This is a genomic window from Flavobacterium sp. MR2016-29 (assembly GCF_015350695.1).
GTDB lineage: Bacteria > Bacteroidota > Bacteroidia > Flavobacteriales > Flavobacteriaceae > Flavobacterium.
Genome location: NZ_JADKPU010000006.1, coordinates 188109 through 210185, shown reverse-complemented (window position 1 = coordinate 210185; position 22077 = coordinate 188109). Strand labels below are relative to the sequence as shown.

Here is a 22077-nt window from a genome sequence, read left to right as displayed (position 1 = left end):
CTAAGCGAACGTTGAAATTTGGAATTACTTAAAAATTAAAATCAAAACTTACAACAGCTGTTTGTCTATTTCTTCAAACTTCTCAATGAGACTGTTTAGCTTTTCGTCTTGTTTTTTAATTTGCTTCGGACGGATATAAAACCAATTAAATCCAATCCATAGCAACGTTACGCCGTAAGTAATCAAAGCATAAAAAACCGTCATTCTCGAAGCGTATTCATACATATACAAACAGATTCCGACAAGAAGCAAAACAAAATACCAGCTTAATATTGTCGACTGCATAAACTGCTGTTTTTTCTTAATTAAAATCAGTTTTTGCAAATATTCATGATTGGTTTGAGTGGCATCAATATTTTTAAAATCTTTTAATGAACGATTATAAACAAAAACATACATCGCCATTGCTGCGATCGCTAAAACAATTCCGATTTTACTCGAAATAAACTGTGGCTGATAATAATACCAAACAAACAGAATAAAGGCGCTTGTAGCAAAAAGCAAAATATTAGTTTTCCATAAACTGCGTAAATTTACTTTTTTAAATTGTTTTAATCGTGCTAGCAAATCCTCGATATTGGGTTGACTTACGGTTTGTTTTTTCCATAAATCTTTGAAATCTATATTATTGTTGTCCATTTTCTTTAAATTTTTGAGTCAATTTTTCTTTGATTCTGTGAATTTTCACTCTAACATTTGCTTCAGAAAGCCCAACAATTTTGGCGATTTCTGCTTGCTTAACATCTTCTAATTCCAGTGAAATAATAATACGTTCGGTTTCTGGCAATTCTGCTATGCATTTATACAAAAACTGAATTTGAGGCTCTATCGATTGTTGCTTTTCTTCGGTTAAATGAATCGGCAAATCAGATTTTGGGAATCGTTTTTCTTTTTCAATCTGCCTTAAACAATTATTAGAAGCAATTCTAAAAATCCAAGTTCCAATCGCCGATTCATTTCTAAACGTTTCCAGCTTTTGCCAAACAATTATGAAGGTTTCCTGAGCCAAATCCTGCGCTATATCATAATCGTTCACAAAACCCATGCAAAGCCTGAATATTCGATCCCAGTACGTTTTATAAATATCTTCAAATTCCATTCTTACGATTTTAGAAAATTGTTTAACTGTCCTAAATACCAAGCTGTATCATCATACATTATAAAGTGCAAGCCTTTAGTCGCATATTGAAAATTAGCCGTTTTCAAGTTTTTATATTGTCCCTCAATTGCTGGTTTTAAATTTATAAAATAAGATTCTAATAAAATTAAGGCTGGGCATTTTATCGCCGAGATTCTTTCTCGCAAATCAGTATTAAAGAAATCACAATACATTTGAGCAAAAGTTGTTCGGTCAGATTTTATACTCCAATCTACAACAATATCCAGTTTTGATGCGTCTTGCATAAGTCTTGGCATAGTACCTTTTTGCATTTCATAAAACTGAGAATCAGACATCGCTGTCATTTGCGTTACCATTGGCGAACAATCGTTATTTTCTTTTGATTTAAAAGAAGCATCACTCAAAGCAGCCAAACACGGAAGCGCATCAACTACAACAATTTTCCCAATCAATTCTGGATAATCTGCGGCTATTGCCAAAGCCAATCCACCGCCCATACTGTGGCCAATTAAAATTGGTTTTTCGATTTTATTGTCTTTTATATAATTCGCAATTCCAGTTTTCCAGTTTTCAAATGAAGGATCTGGCTGTGGTTTCGCTCCGGCAAACCCGGCCATTGTAAGCGTATAACAAGCAAAATCTTTTTCGAATGCTGTTTTGGTTTCGTTCCAAACTTCTCCAGAAGAAGCAAAACCAGGAATGAATATTATAGATTGTTTTCCTTTTCCGGTTTTAATAACTTCAAAAGGATATGATTTTGTTTGTGCAAAAACATTAATACATAATGCAGAAAATAAAAGGGCGATAATTAAAATATACTTTTTCATTTTTAATAGTTTTTAAGTTGTTAATTAAATCGGATCCATGCTTTTGATACGACGACTATTAAAATGTTACAAAAGTTTTTAAATTTTTAATGAAAAAATTCTAAATTCCAATGTTGGTGCGAGATTAAGAATGAAAAAAAATATTACACTCAGAGATTTGTCATCGTGAGGAAATGAAGAATCATTTTTAATTTTTGTCATCCTGAGGAACGAAGGATCACACACGTAACTCTACAATGATTGGCGATTTTGACCACGGAATATCTAGTGATATCCTTCGTCCTTCAGGATGACAAACTGTGTGCAAAAAAAATTCCAAACCCCAACAAAATTGGAATTTGGAATTTTTATATTGGAATTTATTCAATTACCCCACAAGGTTGATAATCTTCCCAGGAACGATTATCACTTTATTTGGAGTTCTTCCGTCTAATTGTTTTTGAGTTCTTTCGTCTTTCATTACGATTTCTTCGATTTGTTCTTTGGTTAAATCCAAAGGCAATTCGATAGTGAAACGCATTTTTCCGTTGAAAGAAACTGGATATTCTTTATTTGTCTCTACTAAATGACTGGCGTCAAAAATTGGGAACGCTACTTCAGAAATTGACGTTTTGTGTCCTAATTGCGACCATAATTCTTCTGCGATATGTGGCGCGTATGGCGAAACCAAAATTGCTAATGGTTCTAAGATCGCTCTTGAATGGCAATTTTGAGTCGACAATTCATTCACACAAATCATAAATTGAGAAACCGAAGTATTGAAAGAGAAATTCTCAATATCATCAGCCACTTTTTTGATTGTTTTATGCAATGATTTTAAGCTGTCTTTTGTTGGTGTGTCGTTGTTTACGATTAAACCGTTATTCTCATCAATATACAATCTCCATAATTTTTTCAGGAAACCAAATACTCCCGAAATTCCAGCAGTATTCCAAGGTTTTGCCTGCTCTAACGGACCTAAAAACATTTCATATAAACGTAATGTATCAGCTCCATATTCAGCACAAATATCATCTGGAGTTACCACATTGTATTTTGATTTCGACATTTTTTCGACTTCGCGACCAACTATATACTTTCCGTTATCATCTAAAATAAATTCAGCATCAGCATAATCTTCTCTCCAAGCCTTGAATTTTTGAATATCTAATTCATCAGAAGAATTTACCATTGAAACATCAGCGTGAATAGGTTGAAAATTATAATCAATATTTACATCAATATATTCATCCGCACCAATAATCTCTCTAATTCTATTCCTAAAATCGTTTTTAAGTTTTTCAATAGTTAAATTAAGAGATTCTGATGCCGTTCCATTATTTAATGAATTCAAAGAATTTTTTGAAATAAATATCGGCGACTTTGTAACTTCGTTCTTTAAAATGTCGTCAAAACCTGTAGCATTGAAATTTACTTGATAATAATTTCTATAAACAAAAGCACTAGTCCCCAAAATCATTCCCTGATTGATCAGTTTTTTGAATGGCTCTTCAGTTGGAGCAAAACCTTTGTCTTTTAAGAATTTGTTCCAGAAACGAGAATACAATAAATGTCCGGTTGCGTGTTCGCTTCCTCCAATATATAAATCCACACTTTCCCAATATTTCAAAGCTTCTTTGCTTGCAAATTCTTTTTCATTGTGTGCATCCATATAACGCATCCAGTACCATGAGCTTCCCGCCCAACCTGGCATGGTATTCAATTCCAGAGGGAAAATTTCGAAATTATCAACCAAATCCGTATTAACAACTTCATTGTTTTTTGTATCCCAAGCCCAAATCGTTGCATTTCCTAACGGAGGCAAACCATCTTCTGTTGGTAAATATTTCTCTACTTCAGGTAAAATAATTGGCAAATGTTCTGCACTGATCATTTTTGGCAATCCGTTTACATAATAAACCGGAAAAGGTTCTCCCCAATAACGCTGACGAGAGAAAACGGCATCACGCAAACGGTAATTTGTTTTTCCCGTTCCCTGACCAATTTTTTCTAATTCAGCAATTGCTTTTTGAGTTGCCTCCTTATAATTCAATCCGTTTAAGAAATCAGAATTTGCAATTTCAACGTTGTCTTTTGATCCGTATGCGGCTTCAGAAATATCAACATTAGCGAAGATATTTTTGATTTCCGGCATTCCTTCCTGACCTTTAAAGAAATTAGCAAAAGCATAATCTCTTTCGTCTCCGCAAGGAACCGCCATTACAGCGCCTGTTCCGTAACCTGCCAAAACATAATCCCCAATCCAAACCGGAATTGGTTCTTTTGTAAAAGGATGTTCTGCATAAGCACCTGTAAATACACCAGAAATGGTTTTTACATCGGCCATACGCTCACGCTCTGATCGTTTTGCTGTTTTTTCGATATACGCGTCAACTGCATTTTTTTGATCAGCAGTCACAATTTTAGCTACCAAATCATGTTCTGGTGCCAAAGTCATAAAAGTTACTCCAAAAATAGTATCAGGTCTTGTTGTGAAAACTTCTATATAATTTGTTTCAGGTTTCATGTTTAAAGTTTCATCACTTTGCGCCTCAACCTGAGAGTTGAAACTTGAAACTTGAAACTTAACTAAAGCACCAACAGATTTCCCAATCCAGTTACGTTGAGATTCTTTTATTGACTCGCTCCAATCGATATCATTTAGGCCTTGAAGCAAGCGTTCGGCATAAGCAGAAATTCGCATACTCCATTGTGTCATTTTTTTTCTTATAACAGGAAAGCCTCCACGTTCAGAAACTCCGTTTACAATTTCGTCATTTGCCAGTACAGTTCCTAAGCCTGGACACCAGTTTACTTCGGTTTCTGCCAAATAGGTCATTCTGTATTGCAACAAGATTTTTTCTTTTTGATCGTCAGAATAGGATTTCCATTCGTCAGCAGTAAAAATTACTACGTTATCGTCGCAAACTGCCTCAACTAATGCGTTTCCACTTTCTTCAAAAACAGTTATTAATTCTGAAATATCAAATGCTTTTCCTTGTTTTTTGCAATACCAAGAATTGAACAATTGAATAAAAATCCATTGTGTATGTTTGTAATAATCCGGATTTGAAGTTCGTACTTCACGACTCCAGTCAAATGAAAATCCGATTTTATCTAATTGTTTTCTGTATCCTGCAATTTGTTTTCCTTCTTTATCAACACCACCGTCAATATTTACGCGCGTCGTATCTTCCGGACGCTGTCCTGTCTGAATTGCATATTGTTCCGCAGGTAATCCGAAACTATCGTAACCCATTGGGTGCAAAACATTGAAACCTTGATGTCTTTTGAAACGAGAATAAACGTCTGAAGCTATATAACCCAGCGGGTGCCCAACGTGCAATCCTGCTCCAGACGGATAAGGAAACATGTCGAGTACATAATGCTTTGGTTTATCAGAGTTGTTTTTTGCTGCAAAAGTTTGATTTTCTGCCCAATATTTTTGCCATTTGGCGTCAATTTCGTTTGGATTGTATTTCATTTCTAAGTGACTAAGGTTCTAAGTGACTAAGGTTCTAAGGCTTTTCACTAGTTAATTAGCCGCAAATTTACATTTATTGTGGTTTGTACCAAAGCATTTCATAGACAAACAAATAAAATATCAAAATACTTATTCAAATTATTAAAAATACGTAATATTGAATATGCTATTAATCACCATAATTATGAAAATTAAAAATTACATCCTGATTCTTTTCATTGCATTTTCATGTGCTATGTGCAATTCGTCTAAAAAAGATAAAGAAGAAAATGTTGCTTCAGTACAAACTTCAAAAACTGAAAATCACGAACACAAAACCCTTACAGCTGCGGATAGTTTGAAATTGGCCAATCACCAAATCGAAGTAAAAGGCGATGTTGAATTTCCGCTGCAATTAACAGTAGATTCATTAAAGAAAATGAAAGTTGCCACGATTGATAATTTCAAAATATTGGGCAAGAATGGTGAAGTCAAAAAAGAAATTAAAACTTGTAAAGGCGTGCTTTTGAAAGATATCTTAGAAAAAGCAAAAATCAAACAAGACGATCATAAAGACAGAAACTTTTACATTGTTGCTAGAGCTTCAGACGATTATAAAGCAACTTTTTCTTGGGCTGAAATTTTCAATAATCCAACTGGAGAAAACGCCTATATTCTTTTTGAAGAAAATGGCAAACCAATTAAAAATGGAGAAATGATTGCTATTTGCAGAAATGATATTCGAACTGGTCCGCGTCATGTTTACTGGCTTAAGAGTATTGAAGTTTATAAAGTTAAGTAATGAGGCTGAAGGTTTAACCGCAAAGTACGCTAAGGTTTTTTATTCAGTACTAAAGTCACAAAACTTAAAGTTCGCAAAGCTTTAACCAACATAATGCTTTGTGAACTTTAAGTTTCTATAAGGCTGGACATTTAAAAATCCTTAGCGTACTTTGAAGTAAATGAACACAATACTTTAAACACTTTGCAGTAAAATCAATTTTTTATTCAATATCTAATTGTATATTTATGGTATAAAAGTTCGTTATTAACTTTAAATAAAGAAATTCTTTATTATTTTTACCACATAATTTAAGCATACTATGAGTTCTAACTTTGATAAATTTCAAAAGCGCAGGTTAATTTCCTCTTATTTTTCGGTTGTATTAAGTGTATTCTTGGTATTATTCCTTTTGGGAGTACTAGGACTATTCATTATCAATTCTAAAAAACTGGCCAATGATTTTAAAGAAAAAATCGCAATGACGGTTTTCTTTAAAAACGAAGCTAATGATAGTGTAATAAAAGCATTTAACACCGAATTGAAAAGGGCTCCTTTTGCGAGATCTTATGTGTATGTTTCTAAAGAAAAAGCAGCAAAAGAACATACTGATATTATTGGAGAAGATTTCTTGACCTTCTTAGGGGAAAATCCGCTATTGAATTCATACGACATTCATCTAAAAGCAGATTATGTTGAGAGAGACAGCATTTTGCAAATTGAAAGCCAACTGCGTAAAAACACTATGATCGAAGATATTGTGTATGACAAACAATTGGTAAATCTAGTAAATGACAATATCAAAAAAGTAAGTATGTGGATTTTGATTATCAGTGGTTTCCTTGCGGTAATTGCAGTTTTATTAATCAACAGCTCATTACGTTTATCGATTCACTCAAACCGTTTCATTATCAAAACCATGCAAATGGTTGGTGCAACAAAATCGTTTATCCGTAAACCTTTTGTAATGAGAAGCGTAAAATTAGGAATGCTTGGCGCAGGATTGGCAATTATTGGTCTTATTGCACTTTTACTTTATGTAGACACTAACTTTCCAGGTTTAGGGATTTTAGAAGATAAAGCCCTAATCGGATTAGTATTACTAGCCGTTTTCGGAATTGGCGTTTTAATTACTTGGGTAAGTACTCACTTTGCAACACAACGTTTCTTGAACTTAAGAACGGACGACTTATACTAGTATACAGTCTGAATGTTAATGGTTCAATAAAACAATAAAAATATTTTAGCTTTGCTAGGATTACAAAAGAAATAAAATGAAAAACAATATTAAAGAAGAATACCAACAGCCACAAAAACAAGAATTTCTTTTTGACGGTATCAATTACAAAATCTTATTGATTGGAATTGCGGTTATTGCACTTGGCTTTATTTTAATGTCTGGTGGAGGAAGTGATAATCCTAATGTTTTTAATGAAGATGTTTTTAGCTTTAGACGTATCCGTTTAGCACCAACAACTGTTTTGCTTGGTTTTGGAATCACGATTTATTCTATTTTCAAAAAAACAAAATAGACTCCTTAGACAACTTAGATCTTTAGATTATTAGATTAATATCTTTAAAAAGTCTGATATCTAAGAAGTCTAATAATCTAACAATCTAAATAAATGAATACATTACAAGCTATTGTTCTTGCCATAATAGAAGGAATTACAGAGTTTTTACCTGTTTCTTCAACTGGTCACATGATTATTGCCTCTTCTTTTTTCGGAATTGCACACGAAGACTTTACAAAACTTTTTACGATTGTTATTCAGCTTGGCGCTATACTTTCGGTTGTCGTTTTATATTTCAAACGTTTCTTTCAAACACTTGATTTTTATTTTAAACTTTTGGTCGCTTTTATTCCGGCTGTCATTTTAGGATTATTGCTAAGCGATTTTATTGATGGTTTATTAGAAAATCCAGTTACTGTAGCTATTTCACTTTTAATTGGAGGATTTATTTTATTGAAAGTCGACGAATGGTTCAACAATCCAAATACTGCCGAAGGTTCTCAAGAAATTACCTATTTGCAAGCTTTTAAAATTGGATTATTTCAATGTATCGCTATGATTCCTGGAGTTTCAAGAAGTGGAGCAAGTATCGTTGGGGGAATGTCTCAAAAATTATCAAGAACTACAGCTGCTGAATTTTCATTTTTCCTTGCAGTACCAACAATGTTGGGCGCAACAGTAAAAAAATGTTACGATTATTATAAAGATGGATTCGAATTGTCTCACGACCAAATCAACTTATTGGTTATCGGAAATGTAGTGGCATTTATTGTAGCGCTTTTGGCTATCAAAACCTTCATCGGATTCTTAACTAAAAACGGATTTAAAGTTTTTGGTTATTACCGAATCATTGCCGGAATCATTTTATTATTGATTCACTTTTTCATTCACCCGCTTAGCATTATATAATGACAACTGAAGAATATCTAGACGGACAAGTTTTACTGATAGACAAACCTTTAAAATGGAGTTCGTTTCAAGCTGTCAACAAATTAAAATACCTTTTAATTAACAAAGTCGGGCTTCCAAAAAAGTTCAAAATTGGCCATGCAGGAACTTTAGATCCTTTGGCTACAGGCTTATTATTAATCTGTACTGGAAAATTTACCAAAAGAATTTCTGAACTTCAAGGTCAGGCAAAAGAATATACGGGAACTTTTTATATTGGAGCCACTACTCCATCGTATGATTTAGAAACTGAAATTGATGAAACTTTTCCAACAGGACATATCGACGAAGCTTTAATTCATGAAACGGTAAAACAGTTTTTAGGCGAAATCGATCAAAAACCACCTATTTTTTCAGCAATTAAAAAAGACGGCGTTCGTTTATATGAACACGCACGCGCCGGAGAAACGGTAGAAATTGCAAGCAGAAAAACCACAATTCACGAATTCGAAATTACTAGAATTGCACTTCCTGAAATTGACTTTAGAGTAGTTTGCAGTAAAGGAACTTATATTAGATCACTTGCTTATGATTTTGGAAAAGCAATGCATTCAGGATCACACTTAACCGTTTTACGCCGAACTAAAATTGGCGATTACGATGTGAAAAATGCAATTGATATTCCTTTGTTTGAGGAAAGTCTGAAATAAAGAAATTTGCATTTCACTTTTATTTGTATTAAAACTCTAGCATTTGCAGTCTTAACTTTAGAATTTCTGTTATTACTTTTTAAAAGCGTTCTTTAAGCAAACTTACTGAGTTTGGCATTAAAGAAGCACATTACACAATGGGGTATTGTAATGTGCCAACTCCTAAGTAATGTTACTTCATACTTGTTGTCCTGTGATTAATAGTGAGGAACACTTTTCCCTCCGAACAAGAATGATGAAAAAAAATCATAAAACCTTTCGAATAACTTTTTCATAATAGTGCAGTTTTTAATAGTTAAACATTAAATAAACACCAATAATAGAGTAAATCAAAAAGTAAATAATAGAAGTGGGATTATTTCACTAAGATACAAAATTCCACATAATAAAAAAATATTTTACAGATTATTTAATATTAAAACACTTGCCCTCAACAAATTACTAGAACAAAAAGGCTTTTAAAAGATTTAATTTTAATAAAAACTACAATCGATTATATTTTATATTCTCCATAATCTCAAGCAATTCCTGCTGCACTGAAATTCCTTTATCAGCCAAATACCATAATTGCAGATCTGTTTTGATTTTTTCATCAATTACACCAAATTCTTTTTTATAATTTGTCATTAATTCAGTTGCACCTTTTGGTCTTGGTCCCCAATCTGCACGAACAATTCCGGCTTCTTTACAAATTACAATAACTTTTGGAATTGCTCTTCCGCCATTCGTTAAATATTGACTCATTAAATCATCATTTTGGTCACGAAGCACAATTTGAAGATCGATTTTTTTATTTGATTCAATAGCCATCTTATTAAGGATAGGAAGTATTTGCGCAGCATCGCCACACCAGCCTTCAGAAATTACTAACCAAATAAAATGGTTGTCTAATTTTTGAAGCTTCTCAATTGTTTCTTCTGAAATTTTAATCGTTTTTTCAAGCCGATTCATTCGAGCTTCATTCAAACTCGTATAATGAGTCAAACTTTCAGATTGAGTATCTCCTGTCGATTTTCCTTCTGACAATAAATCGGTAACTAATTTTCTATATTCTGTGTAAGAATAACTATTGAATAATGCTTTAGCAACAATACTTTTCATATTTACTTCGTTTTGGTTCTATAAAAATAATGATTTTAAGAAGATGCGAGTATGACTTTTATCACATTAGACCGAAATTAATACCAAAAGTCTGTTTAAATTTAAATATAAAAGAGCTATTAATTTTTTGTAAACATTATTTTTAAAAATCAGAATATGTCTATATTTGCACAAATTAACGCAACACAAACATGAAATATAAAAGAATTCTTCTAAAACTTAGCGGCGAGGCCTTAATGGGTGATTTACAATACGGAATTGACCCTAAAAGATTAGCCGAATATGCTGACGAAATTAAGCAGATTCATAGTAAAGGAGTAGAAATTGCTATTGTTATTGGAGGAGGAAATATTTTTAGAGGCGTTGCAGGTGCAAGTGCCGGTATGGATAGAGTACAAGGTGATTATATGGGAATGCTTGCCACTGTAATTAACGGAATGGCTTTGCAAGGTGCGCTTGAAGACAAAGGAATGAAAACGCGTTTGCAGACTGCTTTGAAAATGGAATCTATTGCTGAACCTTACATTAAAAGAAGAGCAGATCGTCATCTTGAAAAAGGAAGAATTGTAATTTTTGGAGCCGGGACCGGAAATCCATATTTCACAACTGATACTGCAGCTGTTTTAAGAGGAATCGAAATTAATGCTGATGTTATCTTAAAAGGAACTCGCGTTGATGGTGTTTATGATTCTGATCCTGAAAAAAATGCTTCGGCAGTAAAATTCGATATGATTTCGTTTGATGATGTTCTTAAAAAAGGACTAAACGTTATGGATACAACGGCTTTTACTTTAAGCCAGGAAAATAAATTGCCAATCGTTGTTTTTGATATGAACAAAATTGGAAATTTATTGAAAATTTGTGAAGGAGAAAATATTGGAACTGTAGTAAATGTTTAGATTGTTCGATTATTCGACTTTTAGATTATTAGATTTCTCTTAATTTTTGACAATCGTTTAATATTCAAAAAAAAACAAAAATCATATTAGTTAGTAAATTAGATCCAACGATTTTTAAAATCTAAAAATCCAAACGTCTATCCCGAGGCTTCGGGACTTAAAAATCGAAAAAAAAATGAGTGAAGAAATAGATTTTATATTAGAAAGTACTGAGGAATCAATGAACGGTTCTATTGCACACTTGGAAAAAGAATTTCTAAATATTCGTGCAGGAAAAGCTTCTCCAGCAATGTTGGGAAGTGTTTTTGTAGATTATTATGGTTCTGCAACACCACTTTCGCAAGTTTCAAAAATTAGTGTTCCTGATGCAAGAACAATCACGTTACAGCCTTTTGAAAAAAATATGCTTCAAGCTATTGAAAAAGCAATTATGATTGCCAACATTGGTTTTAATCCGATGAACAATGGTGACGTAATCATCATCAGCGTACCGCCTTTGACAGAAGAGCGCCGTAGAGATTTGGCGAAACAAGCAAAATCTGAAGCTGAAGATGCTAAAATTGGTGTTCGTAACGTTCGTAAAGACGCCAACTCTGATATTAAAAAATTAGAAAAAGACGGAACTTCTGAAGATGTATGCAAATCTGCTGAAGAAGAAGTTCAAAACTTAACAAATACTTTTATCAAAAAAATCGATGAATTATTAGCTGCGAAAGAAGCTGAAATAATGAAGGTTTAATTGTATTTGATACAAAATAGAAATCCGTTTGGTTAAATTTACCAGACGGATTTTTTTATTCTTATTTTTGCATACCAAAATCACATTCTTTTCGTTTTTGAAACTATAACATTCTGTATGAAGCTATTCTGTTTATTGACTTTGTTTTTCACGCTTTCTATTCAAGCGCAATTTCAAGTAAACGGAATTGTAACTGATTCTAACAACAAACCGTTGCCTTTTGCAACTATAACAACTTCTGACAATAAGAATACTATTACAGATGTTGACGGTAAATTTGATTTTAAAACTTCAGTAAAAATTACCAATTTTGCTGTTTCCTACATTGGTTTTGAAACTAAAATCATTGCAATTGCAGATCATAAAAAGTTTTATTCGATTTCTCTTTCTCAAAAAACAGATGATTTAAAAGAAGTTGTAATTTCTAATGAAAATCCAGCTTTAGCCATAATTAGAAAAGTCATCGCTAATAAAACCAAAAACGATCCGCAAAAAAAACTCAGCAGTTTTGAGTACAAAACCTACAACAAACTTATTGTAACTGCCAATCCAGATTCAATTGACGGCAGAATCGATTCTTCTGCAGCGTATAAAGATTTCAATAAAAAAGAAATCAATATTGATTCGTCTGATTATAAGTTTAAAGAAATAATCAGCAAACAGCATTTATTTCAAACTGAAAAAGTTTCACAATATCAGTTTGGAAACAACAAACTCAAAGAAACTATTTTAGGAACTAAAATAGCTGGTTTCAAACAGCCAATTTATGAAGTGCTGGCATTTAACCTGCAATCTATTTCAGTTTACGATTCGAAATACGAATTATTCGAAACCAAACATCAAAGCCCGATTGCAAACAACGCTTTTGATGATTACAATTATAAACTTCTTGATACCGTAAATATAAAAGGACGAGAAACTTTTATGATTTACTTTAAAAACAAGAAAAGAAAAACAAATGCTCTTGAAGGCGTTTTATATATTGATCAGGAAAATTTTGCTGTTGCCAAAGCTGTAATGCGTATAAAAAGCGTTCTAGACATTAGCGGTGTTCATGAATTTGAATATGTTCCGGAGGAAAAAATCTGGTTTCAGAGCAATACAACTTTTAAAATTGTCAAAGGAAAAAATGATGATGATATCAAAATATTGGGCGGTACAATCCAGTTTGACGGAGATGTTGAAGATAATTTTGAAAGAAGAAAAAAAGTAGCTTCTGATTTTACTTATCTGATTTCAGAAAGCAACAATTTTGACATTCATTATAACACAAATCCTGCGATAAAAAATCCTGCACTCTATATTGAAATTAAAGACGATGCCAGCAAAAAACCAGAAGAATTTTGGAATGAGTACCGAAAAGAAAGTTTAGACCTAAAAAGCCAGAAAACCTATCAATTATTAGACAGTCTTTCGGTTAAGAAGAGAATAGAAAAACGTTTAGGCCTTGGGCGAAAAATCATAAATGGTTATCTGCCTATCGGACCTGTAGATCTTGACTTAAAGAAGTTAATCAGCTTTAACAATTACGAAGGTTTTCGTTTAGGCGTCGGCGGTATTACGAATGATCGTTTTTCTAAAAATTTCAGGATTGAAGGCTATACTGCATACGGAACAAAAGACGGTGTTTTTAAATACAATTTAGGCTCTGGAGTTTTGTTGGACAAATCGACTAATACTTGGCTAAACGGATCTTACACAGATGATGTTCGAGAAATTGCGAGTACCGTTTTTGCAGTTGACAAACGTGTTTTCAAAATTTACGATCCACGGCCAATCAACATTAGTACTTTTTATAAATACATAAGCTGGAAAGCGAATATTCAAACTAAAATTATTCCGAAAACCGAAGCTGTTTTTGAGTTATCACGAACGGATGTTGAGCCAAAATTTGATTATCTTTTTAATTTAAACGGACAGTTATATTCAAGTTATGTGATGACAACTGCCATGGCTTCGATTGTTTGGGCGCCTTTTAGCGATTTCATGCAAACGCCAACAGGAAGAACAGAATCTGACAAAAGATTTCCGAGGTTTACTTTTCAGTATACGCAATCATTGCCAAATGTTTTAGAAAACGATTTTAAATTCAGTAAAATAGATTTCAAAACAGAATATGAAAAGAAATATTTAAACGGCCAAAAAACAAGTTTACTATTACAGGGCGGTTACGCTATTGGCGATGTGCCAATAACACATTTGTACAATACAATGCCTAATAACTTAACCAAAGAAACGGTTATGCAGCGTATTACTTTTGCAGGAAGAAACAGTTTTGAAACCATGTACTTTAATGAGTTTTTCTCGAGCCAATATGTGTTTTTTCAAATTAAACATGGTTTTGACCGAATTACAATTCTTAAAAAAGTCCGTCCCTCTTTAGTTTTAGTTACGAGAATGGCTTGGGGAAATATGCAAAACCCAGAACAGCATGTTGGTCCGGCATATAAAACTTTAGACAAAGGCTTCTTTGAATCTGGAATTGAATTGAATAAAATCTTTAAAGGTTTTGGTTTAGGCGGATTTTACCGTTATGGCCCAAATCAATTGTTGAAATTTGAAGACAATATAGCGGTTAAGATTTCGTATGTTTTGGATTTGGGACTTTAATACCTAAAATTTCAAACCATGTAGGTATCAAGATAAATCCAAATTCCAATCTTCCACACAATCTTGTCATTTCGATCCCGAGGCTTCGGGAGAGAAATCACACTAGATATTCCGGAAAAAGAATCGCCAATCTTTGTTGAGTTACGCGTGTGATTTCTCCCTCCGATCGAAATGACAAGAACAAAAAATCCCAAACTCCAATCATAAAATTGGATTTGGGATTTTTATTGTGAGGCTTAAGAATTGCAATTTAAATCCTTTTATGGTTTCAAAATCAAAACTGATGGCGTATTGTTCAGCCATGTACTTTGAGATTCAATCAGCTTTTTCCAGCTGTCTAAGCTAATAATCATTAAGTTTTGGCTTTCTAAAAACTCTTTTTTAATGGTTCTATCGTGCATAATCATAATATGATTTGGTGCAATCTGTTCGATTGAACGAATCGTTTCCTGAATATCGCGTGTACTTTTTACCTCACCGCTGGCATCAAGAACTGTAATTTGAGAGCCGTTGTTATTGATTAATTTCTTAGCATATTCAATTAAAAAAGCATCTTCTTTACTAAAAACAGGCATAAAAATCTGATTTACTTCTTCTAAATCTTTATCAATAAAAATTCCGACTGGCATTTTGCTTTTTGCAATAATGTGACGTGTTCTTTCATCAAAAGGAGAATTTTCAAACAAACCTTCTTTTCCAGTAAATTTGTCAATCAAACGATCCGGATTTACGATTCGGGTTGTAAAACCTAGAATCTTGCCCAGCAAAGTTCCGTCAAAAATTGACTGACCTAAACCAACTAATAAAAGATCGTATTCACCTTGATTTGCAGTATCAATAATATCTGTATCAATATCATTGGTCACTTTAAATACACTTATCATATTTTGATTCAAACGTTCTGACTCCTCAATAACCGGAATCAGCATTTTACGTTCATGATCTTTTACATCAAATGAATGTATTTCTGTACTTAAAGATAAATGCATCGCTGTTACGATCGAATTATCTCCTTGTTTTTTTACTAAACTGTTAGCGATTTTCAACAATTTTTTTCCTCTTTCAGGAGTAGCAAACGAAAGCAAAATTTTGTATTTGCTTTTATTTCCAATTTCTTGCGGTACAGTTGTTACTTTATCTTTAAAAATAAATCCGATGAAATCTAAAGCCGGACCCGTCATAAAAGTGGTTACTAAAGCCATAATTACCATCATAGTAAAAATTTCAGTAGAAAGAACTCCTAAATCGTAACCAATATTTAAAACTACCAATTCCATTAAACCGCGTGTATTCATCAACGCTCCAATGGCCAAACTGTCTTTCCAGTTTTGTCCAACAAATTTTGCTGCCAATGCGCTGCCAAAGAATTTTCCAGTTACCGCTACCGCAATAATTACTGCAGTTACTTTCCATAAATAAGGATCATTTAATAATCCGATTTGTGTACGCAAACCTGTGAAAACAAAAAACAATGGCAATAAAACGATGATTGAAACATCTTCTACTTTTTCAATAAAAATATTTCTGAATTTATTGTTTTCAGGCATAATAGCTCCCGCTAAAAAAGCGCCAAATAAAGCATGAATTCCGATTAATTCAGATGCATATGCAGAAAATAAAAGTGTTAAAAAGAAAATCGCAACAACCGGTTTGTTTAAGCTTTCGCGTGTTGAATTCAAATCGCCTACACGTTTCAAAAACGGACGAACTATTTTAAGCATTACAATTACATATAAAATAGCTAAACCTATTACATACAAAGCACTTGTAAATGAACCTGCTTTTACAATAGCAATTACAACTGCCAAAATACACCAAGCCGTGATATCGTCTGCGGCCGCACAAGTAATCGCAATAGTTCCGAGTTTTGTTTTTTGCATCCCTCGCTCTTGAACGATTCGCGCTAAAACCGGAAAAGCTGTAATACTCATAGCGATTCCCATAAACAATCCGAAAGAAGAAAACTCTACACCAACCGGCGCAAAAGTTCCGTAGATAAAATAAGCAAATGTTAATCCTAATGCAAACGGAATTACGATACTAGCATGGCTGATTACTACAGATTCATGCGCTTTATTTTTTAGAACTTTCAAATCCAATTCCATACCGATTACGAACATGAAAAGGATTAAACCAATCTGACTTAAGAATTGAAGATTTCCTAAAGATTCTTTTGGAAATAAAGCCGCTGAGAATTCAGGAAAATACATTCCGACCAAAGATGGCCCTAAAACAATACCTGCAATCATTTCGCCAATTACAGACGGCTGTCCTATTTTTCTGAAAACCCACCCAAATAAACGTGCCACTAAAATAATAGTCACGATTTGTGCTAATAAAATAGCTAAAGGATGCTGTAAATTTTCGACCATAGAATGAAGAAAATCATTCCAATGATTGCTTTCTATTTTTTTCTGAATGATGCCTCGTCCAACTTCTAGAGATGCGCCTTTTGAAATTATCCAATAAATCAGAGCGCCGAAACCTCCAATAATTGTTACGTAAAACAAAGAGTTTTTTAAGTTATTCATAACTCGTTTTTTTGATTTTAATGCTGCAAATATCAACACTGAAAATTTAGCGATAAAGTAAATTTACTGCTAATTTTCGATCTATGTAACAAGTGGGAAAAACTTTGTAATAAGTTAGATTTTTACTTTTTTCAGAAAGTCAGAACGGTACGTTTCACTTAAAATCAATGTGCTGTTTTTATCATTTTTCTCTAAATGATGAAGTACAATTTCGTTGTGGTTAAAGAATTTAATGGCTTTTACCGCCACGATTTCTTTTTTGTTTACACGGCAAAAATCAGCTTCTGGCAATTCTTTCAGAAGTGTATCAAACTTAACATTCTTTAAATTCAAAAAACTTCCATCAGAGAGCAAAACTGTTTTGTCGCGACTGTCGCTTACTGCGGTTTTGATGTAGTGAATTTGGTTAAAATACAGCAAGGTTTTTCCTTTGTCCGTATTTAATTGCATAAATTTTTTAGCAGTCTCTGGTTTGTGAAACCTCTCAAAAGCTTTTGAGATTGCTTTTTGCAGGCGCTCTAATTTTACTGGTTTTGTAATATAATCTACAGCGTCAATATTAAAAGCGTCGGCTGCATATTGTTTATATGCCGTACAAAAAATGACTAATTTGTTTTCTAACATTTCAGCCAAATGCAAGCCATCCATTCCTGGCATTTCGATATCTGATATTAATAAATCAAAATCGAGATCCGGAATATCGGCAAGGAGTTTTTCAGGATTGTTATACGTTTTTACAATTTCTACTTCAGGAATTTGTTCGCAAAGCATTTTCAAGTACGTTAATCCGGGCAACTCATCGTCCAGAAGCAAGCATTTCAGTTTTGTATTCAAGTAAATCTATTTTAAGATGAGCGATATAAACGTCGTTTTCTACGAATTTATCAAGTTTGAAATTATTCTTATAAATAATGCGCAAACGATGTTCTAATGTTGCGTGGCCAAAACCGCTTCGTTCTTTTTTGAGTACTTTTTTATCTGAAATTTTATTCGAAACCGTCATAAAAAAAGCATTGTCTTTAAACTCAAAAACAACCGAAATAAAAGCATCGGCACTTTGCAAATCAGCATGTTTAAAAGCATTTTCGATTAAATCAATTGAAATTAACGGCGCTAATAATGGCTGGTCGTATAATTTATCTTCTTTATTAATATTGGTTTTTATCTTCAGCTCAAAAAGCGGGCTGATTTTGATTTTATTGATTTCGATTAAATTCAGTGCAAAATCAATTTCTTCTTTTGCCGTGACGAATTTCTTTTTGCTTTCGTATAAAATATAATCCAAAACATTGGCTAATTTATCTAAAGCAAAATAAGTTTGATAGGCGTGTGATTGAATTGAGTTTAGAATATTCTTAAACAAATGCGGATTAAGTTTAGACTCTAAAGTTTCTAACTGCAAGTCATTTACCTTTCTCTCCAGTGCATAAAAACTCTCTTCAGCATCTTCTTTCGATTTTTTTGCCTGCATTAGTTGGTACATCATAAAGCAAATGATGACAATGAGCAACAAAAGAATTGCTAAAAAAATAAAAGTAATTGTGTTGTTTTCCTGCATGTTTTAAGATTGTAAAATTGATTTCAACGAAATTTTGTAATAAATTAAAATTCCAATTGTCAATGTAAAAATACTTGATAACCAAAGATAATAACCTAATTCAAAAGAAACAATTTTAGCCATAGAACCACTTTCTGCACCTAATATTTCACTCCAAAATGAAAATGAAACTGCCAAAACGGATGCTATTAAACTTAATATTATGGCTTTTCTATTGTCTTTAAATAAATATATAATTGCAAATAAACTCAAGGGATTTGCTAACCAAATAATTTGCTCTAATAATCCTCCGCCAATAAAAGCAGTACTTCCCATAAAAAAATATTCTAAAGATGAAACTGAGCTTATCTCATCATTATAATTTTTGACTATTGCATCTTGAGTGAGTGAAATACCAAAAAGCACTAAACTTAGTACAATAGTTGCAATTTTAATCTTTTTATACTCCATAAACATTTTTCTAATGACTAGAAACAAACTTCAACCCAATTATCGACGTGATTAAAGTTGAAAGAAAAAATATTCTCCAGAAAGTTGCCGGCTCTTTAAAAACTAAAATTCCAACTAAAACAGTTCCTACCGCGCCTACACCTGTCCAAACTGCATATGCCGTGCCGATTGGCAATGTTTGAGTTGCTTTATATAATAAAACCATACTTATGGTCAAACATACAAAAAAACCTCCCATCCAATACGTCGAAATAATTCCGGTTGTTTCTTTGGCTTTTCCAAGGCACGATGCAAATCCAACTTCAAAAAGTCCAGCGATAATTAATAAAATCCAGTTCATTTTCTTTTCATTTTTAAATTAATTGCAAATATGAGAAAAGCTTAGGATTAATCAGCAAAAAGAAAGAAATTTATTATAAAATATAAAGTTGCAGATTTGTGTTAACATTAAGTAAAATACAAACGATTATTTATGATTTTGAGCACTTTTCACTACATTTGCAACCATTTTAAAGATTTTATGAAAAACGCTATTCAAGTTGGATTTTGGGAAAAAGTAGCCCGAATTATTCTTAAAAACAGAATTACGATTTTAGTTGTGGTTGCAGCCTTGACCATTTTCCTTGGTTTTCAATGGAGAAATCTTGCTATGACCTATACCGAAGCGAATTTGCTTCCTAAAAATCATGTTGCAAATAAAGATTATCAAAAGTTTCTTGACAAATTTGGTGAAGAAGGAAATCTTGTAGTAATTGGTTTTAAAGACCCAAAGTTTTTTACGCCAAAAAATTACGCGGCTTGGAATGAATTGATGACGGGTTTAAAAAAATCGAAGGAAATTGATTTGGTTGTTTCTTTAAACGACTTGAAAAAATTAGAAAAAGATACTGTTAACGAAAAATTCGTTTTGGCGCCTTTTATTGACCAAAGCAAAGCGGTTGATCCTGAATATTTAAAAAAAATACAGTACGATTTATTTCACAATCTTCCTTTTTATGAAGGCTTGCTTTTTAATAAAGAAAGCGGCAGTATTCGTTCTGCAGTTTACATCAACAAAAAAATTGTAAATACGGCGGAGAGAAAAACTTTTATTCTTGAAAACTTGGTTCCGAAAATTGCTAAATTCGAGAAAACAACCGGAATCGATTTGAAAGTTTCTGGAATGCCATACATCAGAACCATCAATGCTGACAATATGAAAGGCGAAATCGCACTTTTTATCGGCGCTGCTTTATTGACGGTTTCATTGATTTTCTTTTTCTTTTTCCGTTCGTTTAGAGCTACGTTTATTTCGATCTGCATTTTGATAGTTGGGGTAATTTGGTCGTTCGGAACTTTAGGATTATTTCATTATAAAATCACGATTTTAACGGCTATTATTCCGCCGCTAATTATCGTTATCGGAATTACGAATTGTATTTTCCTGATCAATAAATACCAGCAGGAAATTAAACTGCATAACAATCAGGCAAAAGCATTACAGCGCATTATTTCGAAAATTGGAGTTTCGACCTTAATGACAAATGTTACGACTGCGATAGGTTTTGCAACGTTTATGATTACAGGAAATGATTTGCTTTTTGAATTTGGTTTAGTAACATCGATCAACGTTATTTCTGTGTATTTGTTGACGCTTTTAATTGTGCCGATTGTATACAGTTTTATGTCGCTGCCAAAAGAAAAGCACCTTTATCATTTGACTAAAACTTACATTTCTACTTTACTGGATTTTGTAGAAAATGTAGTTAAAAACAAACGAAAAGTAATTTATACCATTTACGGTTTGCTTTTAGTTTTTAGTGTTATTGGAGTTGCACAAATGAAAGTTTCAGGAAGTTTGATTGGCGAAATGCCAAAAAGCGCTTCGTTTTTTAAAGATATTTTATTTTACGAAAAAGAGTTTAAAGGTGTAATGCCACTCGAAATAATGATTGACACCAAACACAAAAAAGGTGTAATGAAATTATCGACAATGAAAAAAATGGATGAACTGCAAAATACAATTGCGTCGATTCCAGAACTATCAAAGCCGGTTTCTATTGTAAATTTGGTTAAATATTCGAAACAGGCTTTTTATAACGGAAATCCAGAATATTACCAATTGCCGACTTCGCAGGAACAAACTTTTATTTTATCGTATGCTAAAAACGCAACAAAAAACAGCAAAGATAATTTAATGAAAAGTTATGTAGATTCGACTGGACAATACGCCCGAATCACGACTTTTATGAGAGATATTGGTACCGATGAAATGGCGAAAGTTGAGAAAAAACTGCATGCCAAAATCGCTGAAATTTTCCCGAAAGACCGCTATGAAGTTACCTTAACCGGAAAAGCATTGGTTTTCCAGAAAGGAACATCGTACCTGGTTGATAACTTAATCGAGTCGCTGATTTTTGCCATTTTAGTAATTGCTGCTTTGATGCTTTACTTATTTAGATCTTTTAAAATGGTTTTTGCGTCTGTAATTACAAATGTTTTACCGCTTTGTATTACGTCTGGATTAATGGGCTATTTCGGAATTCCGTTGAAACCGTCAACTATTTTGGTATTTAGTATTGCATTCGGAATTTCGGTAGATAATGCGATTCAGTTTATGGCGAAGTATCGACATGATTTATTGCAAAGCAACGGAAAAGTAAAAAAATCTGTTTTCAGCGCTTTAAGAGAAACCGGAATCAGTACTTTTTACACCTCTGTCGTTTTAATTTTAGGATTTGCTACTTTCACGCTTTCAAGCTTTAGTGGCACAATCGCACTTGGCGGATTAATTTCATGTACCTTATTGTTTGCGATGTTTGCCAATTTATTGGTTTTGCCCGCTTTGGTTTTGACTTTTGAGAAGAAAAAAGCGAAGAAAGAGGATTTGGAAGGATTGGAAGGAAACACCAATTTCACGAATTAGCA

Annotated in this window: 19 protein-coding genes; 9 read left to right on the top strand and 10 right to left on the bottom strand. The window is 33.0% G+C overall.

Annotation, left to right across the window (positions count from 1 at the left end; all coding sequences use genetic code 11):
- Positions 1-48: 48 nt before the first annotated feature.
- From IR010_RS14615 to IR010_RS14600, 4 genes are all read right to left on the bottom strand, one after another.
- On the bottom strand, positions 49-639 hold the full coding sequence (locus IR010_RS14615; protein WP_194570392.1) for a hypothetical protein: 591 nt from the start codon (positions 637-639) through the stop codon (positions 49-51).
- On the bottom strand, positions 626-1099 hold the full coding sequence (locus tag IR010_RS14610) for an RNA polymerase sigma factor (protein ID WP_029270675.1): 474 nt from the start codon (positions 1097-1099) through the stop codon (positions 626-628). Before IR010_RS14610 ends, IR010_RS14615 begins: the two co-directional genes overlap by 14 nt.
- Before the next feature lie 2 nt (positions 1100-1101).
- A complete protein-coding gene (locus IR010_RS14605) occupies positions 1102-1947 on the bottom strand; it encodes an alpha/beta fold hydrolase (protein ID WP_194604856.1) in 846 nt (281 codons plus the stop codon).
- A 367-nt stretch (positions 1948-2314) separates the two neighbouring features.
- Positions 2315-5410, bottom strand: a complete 3096-nt coding sequence (locus IR010_RS14600; RefSeq protein WP_194570389.1) for a leucine--tRNA ligase — start codon at positions 5408-5410, stop codon at positions 2315-2317.
- Positions 5411-5594: 184 nt separating this feature from the next.
- On the opposite strand from IR010_RS14600, the gene IR010_RS14595 reads away from it, so the two are divergent.
- The 5 genes from IR010_RS14595 to truB all read left to right on the top strand — a co-directional run bounded on the left by IR010_RS14595 (position 5595) and on the right by truB (position 9282).
- A complete protein-coding gene (locus tag IR010_RS14595) occupies positions 5595-6191 on the top strand; it encodes a molybdopterin-dependent oxidoreductase (RefSeq protein WP_194570387.1) in 597 nt (198 codons plus the stop codon).
- A gap of 301 nt (positions 6192-6492) precedes the next feature.
- Positions 6493-7368 (top strand): cell division protein FtsX, encoded by an 876-nt coding sequence (locus IR010_RS14590; protein ID WP_029270680.1) that lies wholly within the window; start codon positions 6493-6495, stop codon positions 7366-7368.
- Between the two features lie 76 nt (positions 7369-7444).
- Positions 7445-7702 carry a DUF3098 domain-containing protein gene (locus IR010_RS14585; protein ID WP_029270682.1) on the top strand — a complete coding sequence of 86 codons (258 nt, stop codon included), beginning with the start codon at positions 7445-7447 and terminating at the stop codon, positions 7700-7702.
- A 93-nt stretch (positions 7703-7795) separates the two neighbouring features.
- Positions 7796-8593, top strand: a complete 798-nt coding sequence (locus IR010_RS14580) for an undecaprenyl-diphosphate phosphatase (RefSeq protein ID WP_194604853.1) — start codon at positions 7796-7798, stop codon at positions 8591-8593.
- Positions 8593-9282 carry a tRNA pseudouridine(55) synthase TruB gene (truB, locus tag IR010_RS14575; RefSeq protein ID WP_194604850.1) on the top strand — a complete coding sequence of 230 codons (690 nt, stop codon included), beginning with the start codon at positions 8593-8595 and terminating at the stop codon, positions 9280-9282. Before IR010_RS14580 ends, truB begins: the two co-directional genes overlap by 1 nt.
- Positions 9283-9765: 483 nt before the next feature.
- Here truB and IR010_RS14570 read toward each other — a convergent pair whose 3' ends face one another.
- Positions 9766-10383, bottom strand: coding sequence for a thioredoxin family protein (locus IR010_RS14570; RefSeq protein WP_194604847.1), 618 nt, complete (start codon positions 10381-10383; stop codon positions 9766-9768).
- Between the two features lie 191 nt (positions 10384-10574).
- On the opposite strand from IR010_RS14570, the gene pyrH reads away from it, so the two are divergent.
- The 3 genes from pyrH (at position 10575) to IR010_RS14555 (ending at position 14631) form a co-directional block, all read left to right on the top strand.
- Positions 10575-11282, top strand: coding sequence for a UMP kinase (pyrH, locus tag IR010_RS14565; RefSeq protein ID WP_029270691.1), 708 nt, complete (start codon positions 10575-10577; stop codon positions 11280-11282).
- 175 nt (positions 11283-11457) lie between these two features.
- Positions 11458-12021, top strand: coding sequence for a ribosome recycling factor (gene frr, locus IR010_RS14560; protein ID WP_029270693.1), 564 nt, complete (start codon positions 11458-11460; stop codon positions 12019-12021).
- A 117-nt stretch (positions 12022-12138) separates the two neighbouring features.
- Positions 12139-14631: a DUF5686 family protein gene (locus tag IR010_RS14555; RefSeq protein ID WP_194604844.1), complete on the top strand. Its 2493-nt coding sequence runs from the start codon at positions 12139-12141 to the stop codon at positions 14629-14631.
- Positions 14632-14891: 260 nt separating this feature from the next.
- Here IR010_RS14555 and IR010_RS14550 read toward each other — a convergent pair whose 3' ends face one another.
- From IR010_RS14550 to IR010_RS14530, 5 genes are all read right to left on the bottom strand, one after another.
- Positions 14892-17162 carry a cation:proton antiporter gene (locus IR010_RS14550; protein WP_194604841.1) on the bottom strand — a complete coding sequence of 757 codons (2271 nt, stop codon included), beginning with the start codon at positions 17160-17162 and terminating at the stop codon, positions 14892-14894.
- 114 nt (positions 17163-17276) lie between these two features.
- Positions 17277-17996, bottom strand: coding sequence for a LytR/AlgR family response regulator transcription factor (locus IR010_RS14545; RefSeq protein WP_194604836.1), 720 nt, complete (start codon positions 17994-17996; stop codon positions 17277-17279).
- Positions 17959-18720: a sensor histidine kinase gene (locus tag IR010_RS14540; RefSeq protein WP_194604834.1), complete on the bottom strand. Its 762-nt coding sequence runs from the start codon at positions 18718-18720 to the stop codon at positions 17959-17961. The genes IR010_RS14545 and IR010_RS14540 overlap by 38 nt, the downstream gene beginning before the upstream one ends.
- A 3-nt stretch (positions 18721-18723) precedes the next feature.
- Positions 18724-19170, bottom strand: a complete 447-nt coding sequence (locus IR010_RS14535) for a hypothetical protein (RefSeq protein ID WP_194604832.1) — start codon at positions 19168-19170, stop codon at positions 18724-18726.
- Between the two features lie 10 nt (positions 19171-19180).
- Complete coding sequence (locus IR010_RS14530) at positions 19181-19510, bottom strand: DMT family transporter (RefSeq protein WP_194604830.1); 330 nt, start codon at positions 19508-19510, stop codon at positions 19181-19183.
- A gap of 180 nt (positions 19511-19690) precedes the next feature.
- On the opposite strand from IR010_RS14530, the gene IR010_RS14525 reads away from it, so the two are divergent.
- Positions 19691-22075: an efflux RND transporter permease subunit gene (locus IR010_RS14525; RefSeq protein WP_194604828.1), complete on the top strand. Its 2385-nt coding sequence runs from the start codon at positions 19691-19693 to the stop codon at positions 22073-22075.
- The last annotated feature ends 2 nt before the right edge of the window (positions 22076-22077 follow it).